This window comes from Polaribacter sp. M10 (genome assembly GCF_054968445.1).
The window spans coordinates 320,539-340,434 of the sequence record NZ_JBSSBG010000002.1 but is presented as its reverse complement, the minus strand read 5'-3'; the positions used below and the strand labels follow the sequence as shown (position 1 = coordinate 340,434).

The window sequence follows — 19,896 nt, the reverse complement described above, 5'->3', positions numbered from 1 at the left end:
GTTAGTTTATTACCATCCTAATTTAAAGATGGTTGTACTTTTAAATTCTTCACCAGCTTTGGTAATCGATTTTGGTGAGTTTTCTATATTTGGTCCATTTTGATATCTGTGCGTTTCGCAACAAAAACCTCTATATTTTCCATATTGTTCGCCATTTTCTCTTTTTATTTCGTCGGATGTATATTTACCTGTATATAAAAGCATACAAGGTTCTGTTGATAAAACTGTTAAAGAACGACCAGATTCTTCAGAAGTAATTTTGGCTACTTCTTGTAGCTTAAACTCAGGATTATCAAACACATAAAAGTGCTCAAAACCATCTCCTAACGCTTTGTGAACATCACCTATAATTTTACCTTCTGACAAATCATCTTCGGCACCAGAAATATTTAAAATTTTGCCAGTTGCTGCACCAGTTTCATCCATTTCGTGTCTTTTTACAGTGTTTACTTTGGCTGTAAAACTTTCTACTGTTGATGAAAAAGCATTTAAATTAAAATACGTATGATTTGTTAAAGACAATGGTGTGTCTTGGTCTGGAATGGCACTGTAATCTATCTTTAATTCGTTATCATTTGTTAAAGTAAAAGTTACAGAAACCTCTACATTACCAGGAAATCCTTCTTCTAAATGTTTACTTTCTAAAGACATTTTGATGCCATTATCCATAATTTCTGCAGACCAAACTTTTTTATCGAAACCTACCTTACCTCCATGCAAATTATTTTCTCCAGCATTTTTTTCTAAATTATACTCTTTACCATTTAAAGTAAACTTTGCATCTTTAATTTGCGAGCAATATCTACCTATTGTACCTCCAAAATAAGGTGAGTTTTCTAAATAAGTTTTATCAAAATAACTTTCGAGTGCATCAAAACCACAGGCAATATTTTGGATATTTCCTTTACTATCAGGAACTTTAATTGTAGTAATTGTTGCACCATAATTGGTGACTTTTACTTCAACTCCGTTTTCGTTTTTTAAGGAATATTCTTTCACTTTTATTCCTTGGCAACTTCCAAAATCTGTAGCTTCTATTTGCATGTTATTTCATTTTATAATTTGATGATTTTTTATTTCTCTTGATATGGTGCTAATTTTTCCCAATCGAAAATTACGCCTACACCTGGATAATCTGGAGCCACAGCTCTATAATTTTCTACCACTAAAGGTCTGGTTGTATATTCGTCTATTGGAAAACTATGTACTTCTAACCAACCTGAATTGGGTTGAGATGATACCAAGCTTACATGTAATTCTTGCATTCCATGAGAACAAGCAGGAATATTATGTTTTGCAGCCAATTTTGCAGCTGCTAACCAACCTGTTACTCCACCACAATTGGAAGCATCTGGCTGTACAAAAGACAATTTAGATTGCTCCATGGCATATTCAAATTCGTGAATGGTGTGTAAATTCTCTCCCATTGCCAAAGGAAAACCAGTAGCATCTACAATTTCTCCAAAACCTTTATAATTATCAGGAATAATTGGTTCTTCGAACCAGGTAATATCATATTGCTTAAAACCTTCAATGGCTTTTATGGCTTTTTCTACTGTCATTGAGTAGTTTGCATCTACCATAAATGTTACATCTGGCCCAATATATTCTCTTACCGCTTTTATACGATCTAAATCTTCTTGTAAATTTTCTCTACCAATTTTAATTTTTACAGCATTAAAACCTTTTGATAAATAACCTTTCATGTTATTTATCAACTTTTCTATTGGAAACATTAAATCGATTCCACCACAATAGGCTTTACAAGTATTATTTGCACCACCAGCCATTTTCCATAAAGGCTGATTTGCTTTTTTACAGCGAATGTCCCAAAGTGCAATATCTACAGCTGAAATAGCAAAAGAAGCAATTCCTCCACGACCCACATAATGTATATGCCATTCTAAAAAGTCGTAAATACCTTCTACATCAGCACCATCTTTATCGATTAAAACATTGGTAAAATCGTGTTCTACCATAGCTTTTATGGCATTACCTCCTTTACCACCTGTGTATGTATAACCAGTTCCTTCAGAACCATCTTCTAAAGTTATGGTAACAGTTACTAATTCAAAATGATAATGATCTCCATGTTTTGCATCAGACATTACTTCTGGCAAAGGAACTGTAAATAACTTGGTGTCTACTTTAACTATTTTTGTGCTCATTCAATTATTTTAATTCTAATTTTTGTGTTTTACTGTATTCTGCTCCTCTTATTTTAAGAAAAGCATCAAATAAATCTTTCACTTTTTCAGGGTGTTTTTCCGCTAAATTGTTCTTTTGAGCTATATCATCTTTTAAATTATACAATTGAAAAACATCTGCATTACCAGTTTCTATTTCTACATTTTTGTTAAAAGAAGGCAAGCCTTTATAAGGTGGAATTAACAACCAATCTCCACTTCTAAAAGCGGTTCTAGAAGTAGCTTCTAAAATTAAGTTTTCACGACCTTTATCACTTTTACCAAACAATACATCTAGCAATTCTTTACTATCTGTTTTTGTAGATGGTGTTGTTGCTACCAATTTTGCTAAAGAAGCTAAAACATCAATCTGACTGATTAATGCATCAGAAGTTTTTGGTGTAATTTCTTTTGGATAAGACACTATAAAAGGCACTCTTGTACCTGCTTCAAACAAACTGTATTTACCTCCTCTTAATCCTCCTTTAGGGTCGTGATTTCCTAGTTTTTCTACAGCATCATCATAATAACCATCATTTAAAACTGGGCCATTATCACTAGAAAGAATTACAATTGTATTTTCTAATAAACCCTGTTCTTTTAAGGTTTTCATAAATTGACCCACAGCCCAATCTGCTTCTACAATTACATCTCCTCTTGGACCTAAACCAGAAGCTCCTACAAATCTTGGATGTGGAGTTCTTGGCACATGTGGTTGTTGCATTGCATAGTACAAAAAGAAAGGTTTTTCTTTGGATTGTTTTTTAATATAAGCCTGAGCTTTTGCTAAAAAATGATCTGCCATATCTTCATCTATCCATTTTGCAGCTTCACCACCTTTCATAAAACCAATTCTTGGAATACCATTAACAATGCTACTGTTATGACCATGATGCCATTTCATTTTTAGCAATTCAGGATTGTCTTTACCTGTTGGTTCTCCTTCAAAATTTTGTTGATAATTGATTTCTATAGGATCATTTGGATCTAAGCCCACTACATTTCCGTTTTTAATATAAACAGTTGGCACACGATCTTGCGTGGCTGCCATAATATAAGATTCATCAAAACCAACTTCATTTGGTCCTGGAGAAATGTGTGAATTCCAATTTACAACTCCTGTACCTAAACCTAAGTGCCATTTGCCAACTATAGCAGTTGAATAACCTGCTTTTTTTAGCATTTTTGGCAACGTTTCTTGTGCTGTAGAAATTACCAAAGGTGCTGTACCTGGTAAAATTTTCGCTTTTTTATTACGCCAAGGATATACTCCTGTTAAAAGCGCATATCTACTTGGCGTACAAGTTGCTGATGATGCATAAGCATTGGTAAATTTAATTCCGTTTTTGGCTAAATTATCAATGTTAGGAGTTTTAAAAGCTTTTGCTCCATAAGAGCTTAAATCTCCATAACCCAAATCGTCCAAGTAAATCACTACAACATTTGGTTTTTCAACATTATTTGTAGCTATATCTTTCTTGTTTTCTTTGGATTGACATCCTAAAAAAATAATTAAAACAAGGGCAAAAAATTTATCATACTTAAACATACACCTATGCTTTATGTTTGATGTAGAAAGTTTTCTTTTCTAAGTATTGCTCAAAACCATATTTACCATCTTCACCTCCAGAACCAGATAATTTATATCCATTATGGAATCCTTGATGTTGCTCTCCATGTCCTCTATTTACATAGATTTCTCCATACTCTAACTCATCATTACATTTCATAATCGTATTCATATCATTGGTAAATACCATTGCTGCTAAACCATATTCACAATCGTTAGCATACCCAATAACTTCTTCGAAAGTTTTGAATTTTAGAACGGGTAAAATTGGCCCAAAAGATTCTTCGTGTACAATAGTCATATCTTGTGTAACATCTGTTAAAACAGTTGGCTCAAACCAAAACCCTTTTTCAAATGCTGCACCTTCTGGTCTTTTACCTCCAGTTGCAAGAGTTGCACCTTCTTCTAGAGATACTTTTACCAAATGCTCCATATGTTTTAGCTCATTTGCATTAACTTTTGGTCCCATATCAGTTTCTTCTAGCATTGGATCACCAACTTTAATGGCTTTTGTAGCTGCAATAAATTTTTCCATAAAGACATCGTAAATACCTTCGTGAACATACATACGCTCATTACAAGTACATACTTGACCACAATTATCGAAACGAGAATGTAAGGCAGATGCTACTGCTGCATCTATATCAGCATCTTCGAACACAATAAATGGTGCTTTACCCCCTAATTCTAATTGAACATGCGTTAAATTATCTGCTGCTTTTCTAGCTATTTGCTGACCAACAGGTGTAGAACCTGTCATAGTTACCATTTTAGTAATTGGGTTTTCTACTAAAGCATTACCCATTGCTCTACCTGGCCCTGTTAAAATATTTATAACCCCTTTTGGAATACCCACTTTGTTGGCTAAATTTCCTAATTCTAATGTAGATATTGGTGTTTCTGATGTTGGTTTAATTACAATTGTATTTCCTGCCACTAAAGCTGGCCCTAATTTACGACCTGCTAATGCCAAAGGAAAATTCCAAGCTGTAATTGCCACTACAACTCCTCTTGGTACTTTTTGAATCCAGATTTGTTCGTTAGGATTATCAGAAGGAATAATATCTCCTTCTATTCTTCTTGCACCTTCTGCAGCATATCTAATAAACGATGCTGTAACAGCAACCTCAAAACGAGCTACTTTTAAAAGTTTACCTTGCTCTTGTGTTAAAATTTTAGCTAAATGTTCTGTATTTGCTTCAATTTCATCTGCTAAAGCATATAGATATTCTGCTCTTTTTCTAGCAGGTAATTTTTTCCATTCTTTTTGAGCTTTTTCTGCAGCCTCTAAAGCTTCTATGGCTTCTTCTGCTGTTCCGTTTTGAACCCTTCCAACAATTTCTTCTGTTGATGGACTAATAATATCTATAGTTTCTCCTGATGTAGAAGTTTTCCATTCTCCATCAATAAATAATTGGTATTCTTTAATTTCTGCCATTTTGATTTTATTTTTTAGTTGATTGTTTATCTACCCATCCATCCACCATCTACAAGGATGATTGAACCATTCATATACGCTGCTGCATCTGATGCTAAAAACACGGTTGGCCCTGCAAAATCTTCTGGATTACCCCATCTACCAGCAGGTATTCTCGATAAAATTGATGTAGCTCTTTCAGGATTATTTCTTAATGCTTCTGTATTGTCTGTAGCTATATAACCAGGTGCAATTGCATTTACATTTACGCCTTTACCTGCCCATTCGTTTGCAAAAGCCATTGTCATTTGACCAATTGCTCCTTTACTAGCTGCATAACCAGGTACTGTAATTCCGCCTTGAAAAGTTAATAATGATGCTGTAAAAATAATTTTACCAGATTCTCTAGCTACCATTTCTTTACCAAGTTCTCTAGTTAAGATAAATTGTGCATTTTGGTTTACTTCTATTACTTTATCCCACATTTCATCTGGATGTTCTGCTGCAGGCGCTCTTAAAATTGTACCCGCATTATTTACCAAAATATCGATTTGAGGATGATCTGCTTTTACATCAGCAATAAATTTGTACAATGCTTTCCTATCAGAAAAATCACATTGATAAGCGCTAAAGTTTTTACCTCTTGAAGTTACTTCTTTTTCTACATCAGAACCTGATAATTCTAAAGAAGCAGACACTCCAATAATATTTGCGCCAGCTTCTGCTAAACCAATTGCCATTGCTTTTCCAATTCCTCTTTTACAACCTGTAACTAAAGCTGTTTTACCTTCTAAACTAAATGTATTTAAAATACTCATTTTAATATGTTTATTTATTAAGCGCCAAAACGTGCAACTGTTTTTAAACAGCTACACGTTTTGGCATTATTTTTATAATTGACAATCCATTAATACTTTTAATCCGTCAGGATTATTATCTATATTTTCGAAAACTTTTTGAATGTTACTTAATGGCTGTACATCTGTAATCATTTCTTCAAAAGGCAATTCGTTTGCAGTAATTAGTTGAATTGATTTTTCATAATCTTCTTTTTCATATACTCTGGCACCTATCAATTTTAATTCTTTCCAGAAAAATTTAAATAAATCTACGGGTTTCTTTTCTCCATGAATTGCAACCATTACAATTCTACCTCTAATACCAGCTAACTCTGTCATTACATCTAAAGCAGGTTGTACACCAGCAACTTCGAAAACTACATCTGCCAAACGACCTTCTGTTTTTTCTTTTACATAAGCCACCAAATCAATATCAACAGGGCTTACAGCATCGAAACCTAATTCTTTTGCTTTTGCAATTCTTTTCGGATTTACTTCGGATATGATTACTTGAGCTCCAACTTCTTTTGCCACCATAGCAACCAATAAACCTATTGGGCCACCACCTAAAACCACTGCAGTTTCTCCTGCTACCAATCCACTTAAACGAACATCATGAGCGGCAACAGATAAAGGCTCTATTAAAGCTGCTAATTTTAAATCGGTAGTTTCTTTTAATTTATGAAGCGTAAATGCTGGTACATTCCAGTATTGTTGCATAGCTCCAGGACTATCGATACCAATAAATTTTAATTCTTCGCAAATGTGATTAAATCCTTTGTCTGATGCTTTTACTTTTCTATCATCTAAAGGTCTAACAACTACTTTTTCGCCCACAGAAAAACCAGATACACCTTTACCAACAGCATCTATAACTCCAGACATTTCGTGTCCTATTGTTTCTGGCATAGAAACTCGCTTATCCATCATTCCATGATAAATATGCACATCTGTACCACAAACACCAACATAAGCTACTTTAATTCTAACTTCGCCTTCTTGTGGTTCTGTAATTTCTTTTTCTAAGACACTAAAGGTTTTGTTACCTTCATATTGTGTTGCTCTCATTTTATTTGAATTTAAATTTTTGATATTTACTTTGATGTCAAACTTGGTGACAAACAAATTTCGTTTATATTCATTTTTCTAGAAATAACATATTATCTTAAATCTACAATAGATGAACATTTCGAGATAAATTTTACTCGATTAACGTTACAAAGCTTAAATGTATATAAAGAGCGTTATTTATGCAGAAAAAGCAACTTGACAAAAACTGTACTAGACTGTAATGTGCTCTTTTATAAATTCTTTGGGCGTTTTTTTTACATGCAGTTTAAAAAACCGAATAAAGTAATTGTAATTTTCGAAGCCTAATTTTAGCGCAATTTCCTCTATAGAATACTTTGTAGTAACTAATAACAGCATTGCTCTTTCTATTAGCATATTTTGAATATACTTGCTTGGCCTAATTTGATATTGTTTTTTAAAAATTCGAGAAAAATGATCTTTACTCAAGTTACAATAGTCTGCCAAGACAGATACTTTTAAATTATGATGAAGGTTTTTAGAAATAAAACTTAATACACCATCTATGTTTGTATTTTTTTTGTTTTCGAGAGTAGCTTTAGCATCTATAAACCTTGAAAGCAATATTTTTAAAATAGAATGGGTTTCTAAATAATTGCTTACAGATAAATCTTTGTTTCTTTCTTCAAAACCCAACAACACTTGGTACTTATCATAGTATTCAGGATTATTATTTACCAACCCTCTATTTGGGTTTATTGCTAACAATTTTTTAAAATAATACTCATCTAATGGAGTCGCTTTAACCTCATAATTAAATTTTACAAGATTATAAATAGATAAACCTGTACCCAACTCTTCAAAAAAACTGATATAATATTGTTCAAAGCTAATATCACACTTATAACTGCTGTAAGTATAACTAGGTATTAAATATAAATTACCGGGTAAAAGTTCAATTTTTGTATGATGATGATATACATAAGCACTGCCTTTTGTAATATAATACAACCTTGTAAACGGACTTATTACATTGTTAAAATCCCAATTATGATCTAATTTATCATAACCAACATTTAATAATTTTAATTTTAAAGATTGATACGGATTTAACATCTGCTATAATTTAAGTTGTTCTTTTCTAAATTTTGCAGGACTTAATCCTACTTTTTCTTTAAACTTTTTCGAAAAATAAGACAAGCTTTTTAAACCCACATTTTCTGCAATTTGCAATAAAGAATCATTGGTAGTTAAAAGTAAAAACTGCGCTCTTTCAATTCTTTTTAACTGAATGTACTTATTGGGTTTCATATTAAATTTTAGAAAAAAAGATTTTGAAAAATGATCTGCACTTAAATTACAGTAATTTGCCAATTCTGCAACTGACAACTCTTCATTTAAATGCTTAGCTATATAAATAAGCACCCTATTTAAATCGCCCTTAAAAGAACTTTTATCTGCAATAACAGCTGTGTTTTCTATAAATCTAGAAAATAATATGGTTAAAATTGCCTCTGTTTCTATAATGTGCTGTACACTTCTTTTTTTGGGATCTTTATACCCTTGTAAGTCTCTGTTTATATGAATTACAGGGTTGTTGTCTTTAATAGATTTGCTTGGATTAATAGAAATCAATCTTTTAAACAAGTCGTAATCTGTATCATTTGCCTTTACTACGTATTTTGTTCTTTTTTGATTAAATACAGACATACCCAATTTAATTTCCTCAAAAAAACCAGTATAATACTGCTCATGGTAATCATCGCACTTGTAGTCATTATACATAAAGCTAGGTATTAAATACATAAAACCCGGCTTTAACTCAAAAGACTGATCAGCATATTCTGCATACGCATTTCCTTTAGTAACAAGGAATAAACGCACAAAAGGACTAATTACATTTTTAAAACCCCAGGTATGATCTAACTTAGCATAACCCACATGTAGCATGCTTAGTTTTAAAAACGAAAACAACTCATTCATTAAAAACAGTTTTAACTAAAACAGGATAAATTTAAGAGTAAAATTAACATAAAAAATACAAATATCGGAAATGAGCATTTTTAAGTCTGATTTGAATAGCTTTTTTATTTTACTTAACAATTACATTTGTACGCTATCACTTTTTAAGTACATAAAAAATGAGACTATTTTTAATACTTGCTGGAATCCTATTTTTTAGTTCATGTGGCCCTAATTTGCCAGAGGCAGTTGCTGAACAATATGAAAAATTACCAAAGCAAATTGATTTTAATCAAGATGTAAAACCTATTTTATCAGACAAATGCTATTTATGTCATGGTCCTGATAAAGGCAATATAAAAGGAGATTTACAATTACACACTGCAGAAGTGGCGTATGCAGAATTATCAGAAACACCTGGTAAATATGCTATTGTCCCTAAAAATCTTAAAAAAAGCGAATTTTATCATCGTATTATAACCGAAGATCCAAAATTAATAATGCCTGAGCCTGGCTCGCATTTAACGTTAAGTAATTATGAAAAAGCGGTTTTAATAAAATGGATAGAAGAAGGAGCAGAATACAAAAAACATTGGGCATTTATTAAACCCGAAAAAAGCGAAATTCCTGAAGTAAAAAAGACAGCATTCGTTGCAAACCCTATAGATAACTTTGTTTTAAAAGAACTAGAAAACAAAGGTTTAGAACCTTCTAAAAAAGCAGATAAAGAAATCTTATTACGAAGAGCTTCATTAGATTTAACTGGATTACAGCCTACAATCGAAGAAATTGAAGCTTTTGTAAATGACAAATCTCCAAATGCTTACGAAAAGCAAATAGACAGATTATTAGCTACAGATGCCTATGCAGAACAACGTACACTTGATTGGATGGATTTATCGAGATATGCAGATACACATGGTTATAGTAATGACAAATATAGAGATGTTTCTCCCTGGAGAGATTGGGTAATAAAAGCTTTCAAAGAAAATATGCCTTATAATCAGTTTGTGGAGTGGCAGCTTGCAGGTGATATGTTGCCAAATGCAACTAGAGAACAACGTATTGCAACAACATTTAATAGATTACATCCACAGAATTTAGAAGGTGGAATTATTGATGAAGAATTTAGGTCTGAATATGTATCAGACAGAACTGCAACTGTAGGACAAGCATTTTTAGGATTAACTGTGGCTTGTGCAAAATGTCACGATCATAAATATGATCCTATTTCACAAAAAGACCATTTTGAAATGTATGCGTTCTTTAATAATGTTGATGAAACAGGTTTAATTCCTTGGGATTTAGCAACTCCTGTACCTGCAATGATGTTACCTACCAAAGAGCAAGAAGAAGTTATTTCTTACATAGAAAATTTGGTTGATGATAAGGAAAAAGAAGTAGAAATTACTGTAGATAAAGAGCAAACTAAAATCCAAAAATGGATTGCCAAAGAAGGTTATAAAACCATACCTACATCAAGAAAACCAAAAGGTCTAATAGCTGAATTTAATTTTAATACTGGCAAATTAGTTAATGCTATTGGTGGCAATAGAGGCAATAAAGTTCAGCAGCGTCAGCAATTTGTAAGAAATGAAAAACCAGTTTTTAAACCAGGTTCTCAAGGCAAAGGGTTGCATATGAATGGCGATTCTTGGTTAGATTTAGACAAAATCGGAATTTATCAACGTAGTGAATCTTTCTCTATTGGTATTGATGTTTTTATTCCTAAAGATCTAGATGAAGGTGTCATTTTTCACAAAATGAATAGCCCTGAATTACACAGTTTTAGAGGATATCACCTTAAAATAAAAGACAATAAAATTGAAGCTTTGCTGGCTCATGTTTATCCTGATAATGCTATCGTTATTGAGTCTGTAAAAGAAATACCTAAAGAAAAATGGGTGCAATTAACAATGACCTATGATGGTACTAGTAAAGCAAGTGGATTACACATTTATATGGATGGTGAAAAACTAGAAACTATCACTCATTTTGACAACTTATACAAGGATATCATTTTCCATGGATTACAATTGTATGGAAAAAAGAGCCCTGTCATTGAACCAGGTTTACGTATTGGAGGTGTTTGGAGAGGTAAAGGAATTAGAGGTGCAACTGTTGATAATATATTAGTTTTCAATAAAGAATTAAGTGATTTAGAGGTTTTACAAATCGCGGATAAAGAGACGCTTCAAAACTTCAAGAAAAAGAAACACCAAGATTTAACTGATTTTGATATTGAAAAACTAAATAAATATTATTTATCTGTAAACTCATCAAGCTATAAAAATGCATTAGTAAAGCTTGAAAAACATAGAACAGTTTTAGCTGACAGCATAAATAATGTGAAACAAATAATGGTAATGAAAGAGCGTAAAACTCCAAGACAAGCGTATGTACTGGACAGAGGAAATTACGACTCTCCTACAGATTCTGTTTTCCCTAATGTACCAGAACGTATTTTTCCATTTCCAGACAGTTTACCAAAAAACAGAATTGGATTGGCAAAATGGATTATGCACGAAGATAATCCATTAACAGCACGAGTTACTGTAAATAGATATTGGCAAAATATTTTTGGTCGTGGTTTGGTAAAAACATCCGAAGATTTTGGAAATCAAGGAGAATTACCTAGTCACCCAAAATTATTAGACTGGTTGGCTGTAAAATTTATGGAATCTGGTTGGGATGTGAAAGCTTTGCATAAATTGATTATGATGTCTAACACCTATCAACAATCGAGTATTGTTAGCAACGATTTGTTGACTTTCGATAAAGAAAATAAATTCTTAGCAAGGGGGCCAGCCAAACGTTTGTCTGGAGAAATGTTAAGAGATAATGCACTATTTGCTGCAGGATTATTGAATGACCAAATTGGTGGGGAAAGTGTTAGCCCTTATCAACCACCTGGATTATGGAAAGTAAATGGAGACACTTATAAACCGAGTAAAGGTGAAGATATGTACAGAAGAAGTATGTACACCATTTGGAAACGTACAGTTCCTCATCCAACCATATCTACTTTTGATGCACCAACAAGAGATTTGTGTACCACTAGAAGACAAGAAACCAATACACCTTTACAAGCTTTAGTTTTATTAAATGACCCAACTTTTGTGGAAGCTGCACGTGTTTTAGGTAAAAATATGATAGCATATAAAAATATTGATGAGGGAATTTCAAATACCTTCAGAAAATTAACAGGAAGAACCATAAAACCAGCTGAATTGCAAATATTAAAAGAATTACAGAATTCTGAATTCGAAAAATTCAAAAAAAATACAGCCAAAGCACAAGGCTGGATTACTTTAGGACAGTATAAAATTACTGCAGAAGAGAATAAAGCACTGATAGCTGCAAATGCCATTGTTGCATCAACAATTATCAATTCAGATGCTTTTATTACAAAACGATAATTTAGAACTATAAAAATATACAGTTTATGTGCGATCATCATGATATTTTAAAGTCTAACAATAAAGATTTACAAAGTGTTGAAAAACAAATTAACAGAAGACATTTTTTAAAGAAAACTTCTTTAGGTTTGGGTGCTTTGGCTTTGGGTAGTTTATTAAACACCGAAAAAGCGTGGAGCGCCATTGGCAATATAAATCCTGCTTCTAAACCAGAAGACATTTTAGATGCTTACAATAAAAATAGATTAGGGTTACCTCATCATTTACCAAAAGCAAAAAGAATCATTTATTTGTTTCAAAGTGGTGGGCCTTCTCAAATGGATTTGTACGATTATAAACCCAAATTAGTAGATATGTTTGGGCAAGATTTACCAAAATCTGTAATAGGCAAAACGCGTTTAACAGGTATGAGTGGTAGCCAATCTACATTGCCTATTGCGCCATCAATCTTTAATTTTAAACAATATGGAGAATCTAGAGCTTGGGTAAGCGATTTAATGCCACATACTGCAGAAATTGTTGATGATTTGTGCTTTATAAAAAGTATGCAGACAGACCAAATCAATCACACCCCAGCCATTACATTTTTACAAACTGGGCATCAACTTCCTGGAAGACCATCTATAGGTTCTTGGTTGAGTTATGGTTTGGGTTCTGATAATGAAAACCTGCCAACATTTATCACACTAGTATCCAAAAATGGAAAAGGACAACCCTTAAAAGCAAGTTTATGGGGAAATGGTTTTCTACCAACAGAACATCAAGGCGTACAATTTAGATCGGGTAAAGACCCTGTTTTATATTTAAATAATCCTGATAATTATGATGGAAATGATCGTAAGAAAATGTTAGAATATTTGGGCGATTTAAATTCTATACAGAATGACGCATATGGTGATCCTGAAATTCAAGCTAGAATGAGACAATATGAAATGGCTTTTAAAATGCAAACTTCTGTTCCTGAAGTTACAGACACATCAGATGAGCCAGATTATATTTTTGATATGTATGGAAAAGACAGTAGAGATTCTGGAACCTATGCAGCCAATTGTTTAATGGCAAGAAAGTTATTAGAAAAAGGGGTAAAATTTGTGCAGTTGTATCACCAAGGATGGGATCAACATAATTATTGTCCAGGAGGATTACGTAGTCAATGTAAAAAAACAGATCAAGGGACTGCTGCCTTAATTAAGGACTTAAAACAACGTGGTATGTTAGATGATACTCTTGTGGTTTGGGGTGGCGAATTTGGTAGAACAGTTTATTCTCAAGGTCAATTAACAGACAAGAATTATGGTAGAGATCATCATCCAAAAGCCTTTACTATGTGGATGGCTGGTGCAGGTGTAAAACCAGGTTTTTCTTACGGAGAAACTGATGATTTTAGCTACAATGTAACCAAAGACCCTGTGCATGTTCACGATTTTCATGCTACTCTTTTACACTTATTTGGTATCGATCACGAACGTTTAACATTTAAACATCAAGGAAGACGTTTTAGGTTAACAGACGTTCATGGTCATGTTGTAAAAGACCTATTAACTTAAAATCACTTTTATGTCATCAAGAAGAAATTTTATAAAAAAAGCAGGAATAGCAAGTGCTGCTTTCGTAGCAACATCGGCTGCAATTGCACCTACAATTATATCTAAAAAAGATAATTCCACACACTTACTAAATGAAACAGATACTATTTTAGGTCATGGAGATTATAGATATAAATTGACTAAAAATTGGGCAAAAATTAGCTCTACAAGAATACCTTTATTGAATTGCCATGAAATGGTAATGGACAGCAAAGGAAGACTGATAATGATTGGCGATCACCCACAAAACAATATTTTAATCTTTGACAAGTCTGGAAAATTATTGGATTTTTGGGGAACAGCATATCAAGGTGGTCATGGATTAACACTGCATAATGAAGGTGGAGAAGACATGTTATACATCACAGATTCTGGTTGGGCTTTAGGACGCAATAACAAAATGGTAAAACATAATGGACGCGTTGCAAAAACCACGGTTGATGGTAGAGTTTTATTTGATATTGGTCATCCTCAAACCATTGGTGTTTATAAACCAGGTGAGTTTTTCTGTCCAACAGAAACTGCTATTGGTCCAAATGGCGATATTTACGTGGCTGATGGTTATGGAGAGAGTAGAATCATTCAGTATGATTTAAATGGAAAATACATTCGTCATTGGGGAGGAAAAGACAATCCAGATCCAAATTATAAATTAGTAAGTGCTCACGGAGTTGCAATTGATTATAGAGATAAAGAAAATCCTATGGTAGTTGCAACATCTCGCTCACAACAATGTTTTAAATATTACACATTAGATGGTAAGTATATTAAAACAGTTAAAATGCCAAATATGTCTATTTGCAGAGCCGTGTTTGATGATGATAATTTATACGCGGGTGTTTGTTGGTCGCAACCAAAAGTTGGAAAAACAAACTGGAAAGATCATACAGGTTTTGTAACCATTATGGAAGGTGATAAAGTTGTTTCTAACCCAGGAGGAACTGAACCAATATATAAAAACGGAGAGCTGCAAAAGTCTTATCAACTAGAAGAAAAACCTATTTTACATGGTCATGATGTATGTGTTGATGAAGATAAAAACTTATACATCTGTCAATGGAATGCAAATCATTCTGCACCTTATAAATTAGAACGTATTTAAAAATTATTTAGATTTTATTTTATGAATGAAGCATCAGACTTTGTCTTATTTTTAGGAAGATTTCATCCACTTGTGGTGCATTTACCTATTGGTTTTTTATTTTTTGCTTTTGTATTAGAAATCTATAGCAAAATTAAAAAGGATATAACTTTTACAAAAGGCATTCCTTTAGCTTTATTTTGTGGAGCCATGAGTGCTGTAATTGCCTGCGTTTTAGGTTATATGTTGTCTTTAAGTGGCGATTATAGTGAAAATGCTTTAGATATTCATTTTTGGTTTGGTATTACCACTACTATTGTTGCTTTTGTGGCTTGGTTAATTAGAATTGATAAAATAAAATTTAATAGTTCTAAAGCTATTAAAACAAACATTTCTAGCTTAGCTTTAATTGTAATTTTACTAAGTGTTACTGGGCATTATGGAGGAAATTTAACGCACGGAAGTGATTATTTAACCAAATATGCTCCTTTTGGACAAAAAGAAAAGCAAGTAGTTGCAAAAATTACAAAAATAGAAGATGCTGTTTTGTACACAAACTTGGTAGATCCTATTTTAGAAAACAAATGTACTAGCTGCCATAACTCAGATAAACGAAAAGGTGGTTTAATGCTGCATGATAGCATTTCGATTGTTAATGGAGGTAAAAATGGCCCAGTTTTAGTTGCTGGTGATGCTTCTAAATCAGAATTAGTTCGTCGTGTTTTGTTAGACCCAAATCATGATGATTTTATGCCTCCAGAAGGTAAAACGCCTTTAACAGCAGAAGAAATCGCAATTCTAACTTTTTGGATTAACCAAACAGATGCTAATTTTAGTGCAAAAATGGGCACTTTAGAATCACCAGAAAATATCTTAAAAACAGCTTCTGGCATTTTAGGATTGGGTGAAAGTTCTAAAAAAACCTTAGCAAAATTGAGTGCTGTAGATGCTGCCATTTTAAATGATTTAAAATCAGAAGGATTCCAAATTAGAGAACTCGTTTTTGAATCTAATTTATTCGATGTTGTTTTACCATCTAAAACCATTAACGAAGCTAACAAAACTGAAATTGATAAAAAATTACAGAAATTAACTCAGATAAAAGAACATATTTTATGGCTTTCTTTAGAAGATAATTTTATAAATGATGCACATTTAAAAACAATTGGTAATTTTAGTAACCTCCAAAAACTTGTACTTAGCAACAACCCAATTACAGATACAGGAATAACTGCTCTTGTAAAACTAACCAAATTGAATAGCATAAACTTATACAACAGCAACATTACAAATGTGAGTTTAAAAACACTTTCTGAAATAAAAAATTTAGAAAAAATTTATGCGTGGAGAACTAAAATAAAGAAAGAAGATTTAGAGCAATATACTTCTGAAACATCAGCAGAAATAGTTCTTTAACAACTAAAAACATTCATCAGAAAAATGATAAAGTTTGAAGAATAAAACCTTAGAACTTTTTTATTGGATAAAATATAGCTAAAGTATTTTCAATATTTTGATTTTAAATTCTCAAATATTTAAGGTTAGTTGTGGAAACTTACGATTGGAACCCTGTACCTGCTGATGGTGGAATGACAGGTTCTTTCGAGGATAGAAGTACTTCTTACGATTGGGTTAGAACTTGGAAATTAGAAGATAAATAAAACTAAAGTGAAAAGAAAATTTAAAAGCCTTTAAAACAATATTTAAATTGTTCTAAAGGCTCTTTTTTGTTCAATTAAATACATTGAACTAGTAAAAATAATTAAAATTAATTCTTAACTATTTTTTTTGATATTCCTGTATTGGTTTTTAAAATATAGATTCCTGTAGCTAAATCAGAAATATCTAATGCATTGTTAGATGCCATAGTTTTTACCTTTTTACCTACAACATTAAAAATTTCTATAGATTTAAATTCATTAAAATTAGAAATGTAAAATTTACCTGATGTAGGGTTAGGATAAACACTAATTAGTTTACTAGTAATCGCATTATCATCTAAAGATAAAGTAGCAGAAGAATCAAAAACTTCTATTCCTGTAAAAGGTGATTGAAGGTTTAATGCACCATAACCCCATTGTAATCTTGTATCATAACCATAACCTGCATTTGCAGCATTTCTAGAGGCAGTTGTTGGTAAAACTGAATCTTCTGGCATAATTACCTGACCTGAATAAGTACCTGTAAATCCGTTGTTCACTACATAATCTTTAAAAGTTACTAAATCAATAACTATATCTGTATTTGCAGGAGCATCTTTTGCTCCAGTATCAGTAATAGGTCTAATTCTAACCGTAAAATACGCCATAGTATTTACGTCTGTTTCATCTGCAAATGTGTAATCAAAAGTAAACGCATAAACATTATCTGTAGATCCAGCTGCGTTTGTTTTTACTTGGGTAGGTACTGTAAAATTTGAAAATTGAGCTGATGCACTCATTGCTACAAAAAGAAAGCAAAAGAATAAAGTAATTTTTTTCATAAATAAATATTTTTAAAGTTAATAATGATTGCAATTTACTTTGAAATCGATTATGCAAAGAGTTAATCCTAACAAGAAATGTTCGTTTCTCTAAAACAAATCATCATTTTACCGAAATTTACTTTAACACAATAGTAGATTCTTGTTGTTTAGCTACGCCTAATTTTTCACTATTTATTCCTGGTGATGAATTACCAACAATAATTTTATAACTTCCTTTAGCCCAAACTTTTTCGCCATTTGCATCAATAACTTTTAAATCTTCTGCATTTAAGTTAAAAGTAACTTTCTGAGAAGTACCTTTATTTAATTGAATTCTCTGAAACGCTTTTAAACTTTGTAAAGGCAAATTGTCTTTATTTTCTAAAGGGCTCACATACAATTGTAACACCTCTTCTATATCGTAATTTCCAGTATTAGAAACATCAACAGAAACCTCTAATGTTTCGTTCTTTTTTAATTTTGTATCACTTAATTTTAAATTTTTAATTTCTGTTTTAGAATAAGTTAATCCAAAACCAAAAGGATACATTGGTTCTTCTGTCATGTATTTATAAGTACGTCCTTTCATAGAATAATCTTCGTAAGGAGGTAATTGAGCCACATTTTTAGGAAACGTAATTGGCAATTTTCCAGAAGGAGAAATATCACCAAATAAAATATCTGCAACAGCATTACCACCTTGTTCTCCTGGATACCAAATTTGCAAAATAGCATCACAGTGTTCTTCTATTCCTTCTAAAGAAACCGGACTTCCGCTTGCAATTACCAAAACCAAAGGCTTGTCTTTTTTAACTTTTGCCATTTGTTTTATATAATCCACTTGGTTTTCTGGTAACTTTAAATCTACTTTATCACCCACATTTTCTGCTGCAATTGCATCTACTTCTTCACCTTCTCTGTCTGCTGTTAAACCCACAACACAAATGGTAACATCTGATTCTGCAGCCACATTTGGAGCCCAATTTTTTGGGTTGATATTTTTATGAAATGGCAAAGCTCCACTTCTATAATTTAAAGAAGAACTTAAAGAAACTTTATCTGTAATACCAGCCAAAATTGTAACTATACCAGGACTTACACCATAATAACTACCCATTAACATGTCTGATGAATTTGCAAAAGGACCAGTAACATAAGGCACTTTTATATCTTTAGCCAAAGGCAGTGTATTATTTTTGTTTTTTAACAATACAATTGATTTTTGAGCAGCTTCTCTTGCTAATGCTATGTGTTCTTTACTGTGGATCTTTTCTGGGCCAATTTTAGCATAATGATGATCATCAACTTTATCGAACATCCCTAATCTAAAACGTGTTTTAAATAATTGTTTGGTACGTTCATGAATTAATTCTTCAGAGATTAAACCTTCTTCTACAGCTTTTTTTAAGAATTTAAAAGTACCTCCGCAATTCAAATTCATACCAGCATCTAAGGCAAAAGCAGCAGCTTCTGCAGGAGTTTTAGCGTATTTCATTTTATACACAATACCACCAACTGCACCACAATCTGAAGTTACATAACCATCAAAATTCCATTTATCTTTTAAAACATCTTGCAATAAAAATTTACTTGCACCAGCAGGAATTCCGTAAACAGCATTGTAAGCCGTCATTACACCTTCTACTTTTGCTTCTGTAACCAAAGCTTCAAAAGCAGGCATATATGTTTCGTATAAATCTTGTTTTGTAGGTACAGCATTAAAAGTGTGCCTTACAGATTCAGGACCAGAATGCACTGCAAAATGCTTTGCACAAGCTGCACTTTTTAAATAATCAGGATCATTACCTTGTAACCCTTTTACAAAAGCAACACCAATTTTACTAGTTAAAAATGGATCTTCTCCATAAGTTTCTTGACCTCTACCCCATCTTGGATCTCTAAAAATATTTACATTCGGTGTCCAAAAAGTTAAACCTGCATATTTACTATGATTCCCATATTTTTGGGAAATGCTATATTTTGCTCTTGCTTCTGTAGATATTGCTGTAGCTACTCTTTCTGCCAATTCTGGATCGAAAGTGGCACCAATACCAATTCCTTGAGGAAAAATAGTGGCTTTTCCATTTCTTGCAACTCCGTGTAAAGCTTCATTCCACCAATTGTAATCTGGCACTTTTAATCTTTCTATGGCTGGTGCTCCGTTTTTAAGTTGTGCTATTTTTTCATCCAAAGTCATTTGAGAAACCAAAATTTCTACTCTTTTGTCTAATGGTAAATTTTTATCTTGAAAAGAAAAATCTACTTCTTGTGCAAATGAGCTAAGGTTTAACCCCAAAATGTATAAAAATGCAATGCTTCTTTTTAATACCATATTAATCTTAT

14 protein-coding genes are annotated in these 19,896 nt (G+C 32.4%); 4 read left to right on the top strand and 10 right to left on the bottom strand.

What is annotated here, in order from left to right:
- Positions 1 to 9: 9 nt before the first annotated feature.
- From ACWYN7_RS04155 to ACWYN7_RS04120, 8 genes are all read right to left on the bottom strand, one after another.
- Complete coding sequence (locus ACWYN7_RS04155; RefSeq protein ID WP_462858586.1) at positions 10 to 1,044, bottom strand: aldose epimerase family protein; 1,035 nt, start codon at positions 1,042 to 1,044, stop codon at positions 10 to 12.
- Positions 1,045 to 1,073: 29 nt separating this feature from the next.
- On the bottom strand, positions 1,074 to 2,168 hold the full coding sequence (locus ACWYN7_RS04150) for a mandelate racemase/muconate lactonizing enzyme family protein (protein WP_462858585.1): 1,095 nt from the start codon (positions 2,166 to 2,168) through the stop codon (positions 1,074 to 1,076).
- Between the two features lie 4 nt (positions 2,169 to 2,172).
- The gene (locus tag ACWYN7_RS04145) at positions 2,173 to 3,735 is read right to left on the bottom strand and encodes a sulfatase family protein (RefSeq protein ID WP_462858584.1); all 1,563 of its coding nucleotides are present in this window, start codon (positions 3,733 to 3,735) and stop codon (positions 2,173 to 2,175) included.
- Between the two features lie 4 nt (positions 3,736 to 3,739).
- Complete coding sequence (aldA, locus tag ACWYN7_RS04140; protein WP_462858583.1) at positions 3,740 to 5,194, bottom strand: aldehyde dehydrogenase; 1,455 nt, start codon at positions 5,192 to 5,194, stop codon at positions 3,740 to 3,742.
- Between the two features lie 26 nt (positions 5,195 to 5,220).
- The gene (locus tag ACWYN7_RS04135) at positions 5,221 to 5,985 is read right to left on the bottom strand and encodes an SDR family oxidoreductase (protein WP_462858677.1); all 765 of its coding nucleotides are present in this window, start codon (positions 5,983 to 5,985) and stop codon (positions 5,221 to 5,223) included.
- A 78-nt stretch (positions 5,986 to 6,063) separates the two neighbouring features.
- Positions 6,064 to 7,080, bottom strand: a complete 1,017-nt coding sequence (locus ACWYN7_RS04130; protein ID WP_462858582.1) for a zinc-dependent alcohol dehydrogenase — start codon at positions 7,078 to 7,080, stop codon at positions 6,064 to 6,066.
- A 213-nt stretch (positions 7,081 to 7,293) separates the two neighbouring features.
- Complete coding sequence (locus tag ACWYN7_RS04125) at positions 7,294 to 8,157, bottom strand: helix-turn-helix domain-containing protein (protein ID WP_462858581.1); 864 nt, start codon at positions 8,155 to 8,157, stop codon at positions 7,294 to 7,296.
- 3 nt (positions 8,158 to 8,160) lie between these two features.
- Positions 8,161 to 9,024, bottom strand: coding sequence for a helix-turn-helix domain-containing protein (locus tag ACWYN7_RS04120; protein ID WP_462858580.1), 864 nt, complete (start codon positions 9,022 to 9,024; stop codon positions 8,161 to 8,163).
- 158 nt (positions 9,025 to 9,182) lie between these two features.
- Between ACWYN7_RS04120 and ACWYN7_RS04115 the strand changes: the two genes are divergently transcribed.
- The 4 genes from ACWYN7_RS04115 to ACWYN7_RS04100 are packed head-to-tail and all read left to right on the top strand — an operon-like array spanning position 9,183 to position 16,505.
- Complete coding sequence (locus ACWYN7_RS04115; RefSeq protein WP_462858579.1) at positions 9,183 to 12,422, top strand: DUF1553 domain-containing protein; 3,240 nt, start codon at positions 9,183 to 9,185, stop codon at positions 12,420 to 12,422.
- A 26-nt stretch (positions 12,423 to 12,448) separates the two neighbouring features.
- Positions 12,449 to 13,969, top strand: coding sequence for a DUF1501 domain-containing protein (locus ACWYN7_RS04110; protein WP_462858578.1), 1,521 nt, complete (start codon positions 12,449 to 12,451; stop codon positions 13,967 to 13,969).
- A 10-nt stretch (positions 13,970 to 13,979) separates the two neighbouring features.
- Positions 13,980 to 15,110, top strand: a complete 1,131-nt coding sequence (locus ACWYN7_RS04105; protein ID WP_462858577.1) for a twin-arginine translocation signal domain-containing protein — start codon at positions 13,980 to 13,982, stop codon at positions 15,108 to 15,110.
- Positions 15,111 to 15,131: 21 nt separating this feature from the next.
- Positions 15,132 to 16,505 (top strand): DUF2231 domain-containing protein, encoded by a 1,374-nt coding sequence (locus ACWYN7_RS04100; RefSeq protein ID WP_462858576.1) that lies wholly within the window; start codon positions 15,132 to 15,134, stop codon positions 16,503 to 16,505.
- 352 nt (positions 16,506 to 16,857) lie between these two features.
- Here ACWYN7_RS04100 and ACWYN7_RS04095 read toward each other — a convergent pair whose 3' ends face one another.
- Both ACWYN7_RS04095 and ACWYN7_RS04090 read right to left on the bottom strand, forming a co-directional pair.
- Positions 16,858 to 17,571 (bottom strand): T9SS type A sorting domain-containing protein, encoded by a 714-nt coding sequence (locus ACWYN7_RS04095; protein ID WP_462858575.1) that lies wholly within the window; start codon positions 17,569 to 17,571, stop codon positions 16,858 to 16,860.
- Positions 17,572 to 17,689: 118 nt separating this feature from the next.
- Complete coding sequence (locus ACWYN7_RS04090) at positions 17,690 to 19,885, bottom strand: glycoside hydrolase family 3 C-terminal domain-containing protein (RefSeq protein WP_462858574.1); 2,196 nt, start codon at positions 19,883 to 19,885, stop codon at positions 17,690 to 17,692.
- Between the last annotated feature and the right edge of the window lie 11 nt (positions 19,886 to 19,896).

Excerpts from the sequence above, each read along its gene's own strand:
- ACWYN7_RS04155 (WP_462858586.1), bottom strand. The coding sequence starts at position 1,044 with ATGCAAATAGAAGCTACAGATTTTGGAAGTTGCCAAGGAATAAAAGTG.
- aldA (WP_462858583.1), bottom strand. The coding sequence starts at position 5,194 with ATGGCAGAAATTAAAGAATACCAATTATTTATTGATGGAGAATGGAAA.
- ACWYN7_RS04090 (WP_462858574.1), bottom strand. The coding sequence starts at position 19,885 with ATGGTATTAAAAAGAAGCATTGCATTTTTATACATTTTGGGGTTAAAC.
- ACWYN7_RS04125 (WP_462858581.1), bottom strand. The coding sequence starts at position 8,157 with ATGTTAAATCCGTATCAATCTTTAAAATTAAAATTATTAAATGTTGGT.
- ACWYN7_RS04120 (WP_462858580.1), bottom strand. The coding sequence starts at position 9,024 with ATGAATGAGTTGTTTTCGTTTTTAAAACTAAGCATGCTACATGTGGGT.
- ACWYN7_RS04105 (WP_462858577.1), top strand. The coding sequence starts at position 13,980 with ATGTCATCAAGAAGAAATTTTATAAAAAAAGCAGGAATAGCAAGTGCT.
- ACWYN7_RS04100 (WP_462858576.1), top strand. The coding sequence starts at position 15,132 with ATGAATGAAGCATCAGACTTTGTCTTATTTTTAGGAAGATTTCATCCA.
- ACWYN7_RS04150 (WP_462858585.1), bottom strand. The coding sequence starts at position 2,168 with ATGAGCACAAAAATAGTTAAAGTAGACACCAAGTTATTTACAGTTCCT.
- ACWYN7_RS04145 (WP_462858584.1), bottom strand. The coding sequence starts at position 3,735 with ATGTTTAAGTATGATAAATTTTTTGCCCTTGTTTTAATTATTTTTTTA.
- ACWYN7_RS04095 (WP_462858575.1), bottom strand. The coding sequence starts at position 17,571 with ATGAAAAAAATTACTTTATTCTTTTGCTTTCTTTTTGTAGCAATGAGT.
- ACWYN7_RS04110 (WP_462858578.1), top strand. The coding sequence starts at position 12,449 with ATGTGCGATCATCATGATATTTTAAAGTCTAACAATAAAGATTTACAA.
- ACWYN7_RS04115 (WP_462858579.1), top strand. The coding sequence starts at position 9,183 with ATGAGACTATTTTTAATACTTGCTGGAATCCTATTTTTTAGTTCATGT.
- ACWYN7_RS04130 (WP_462858582.1), bottom strand. The coding sequence starts at position 7,080 with ATGAGAGCAACACAATATGAAGGTAACAAAACCTTTAGTGTCTTAGAA.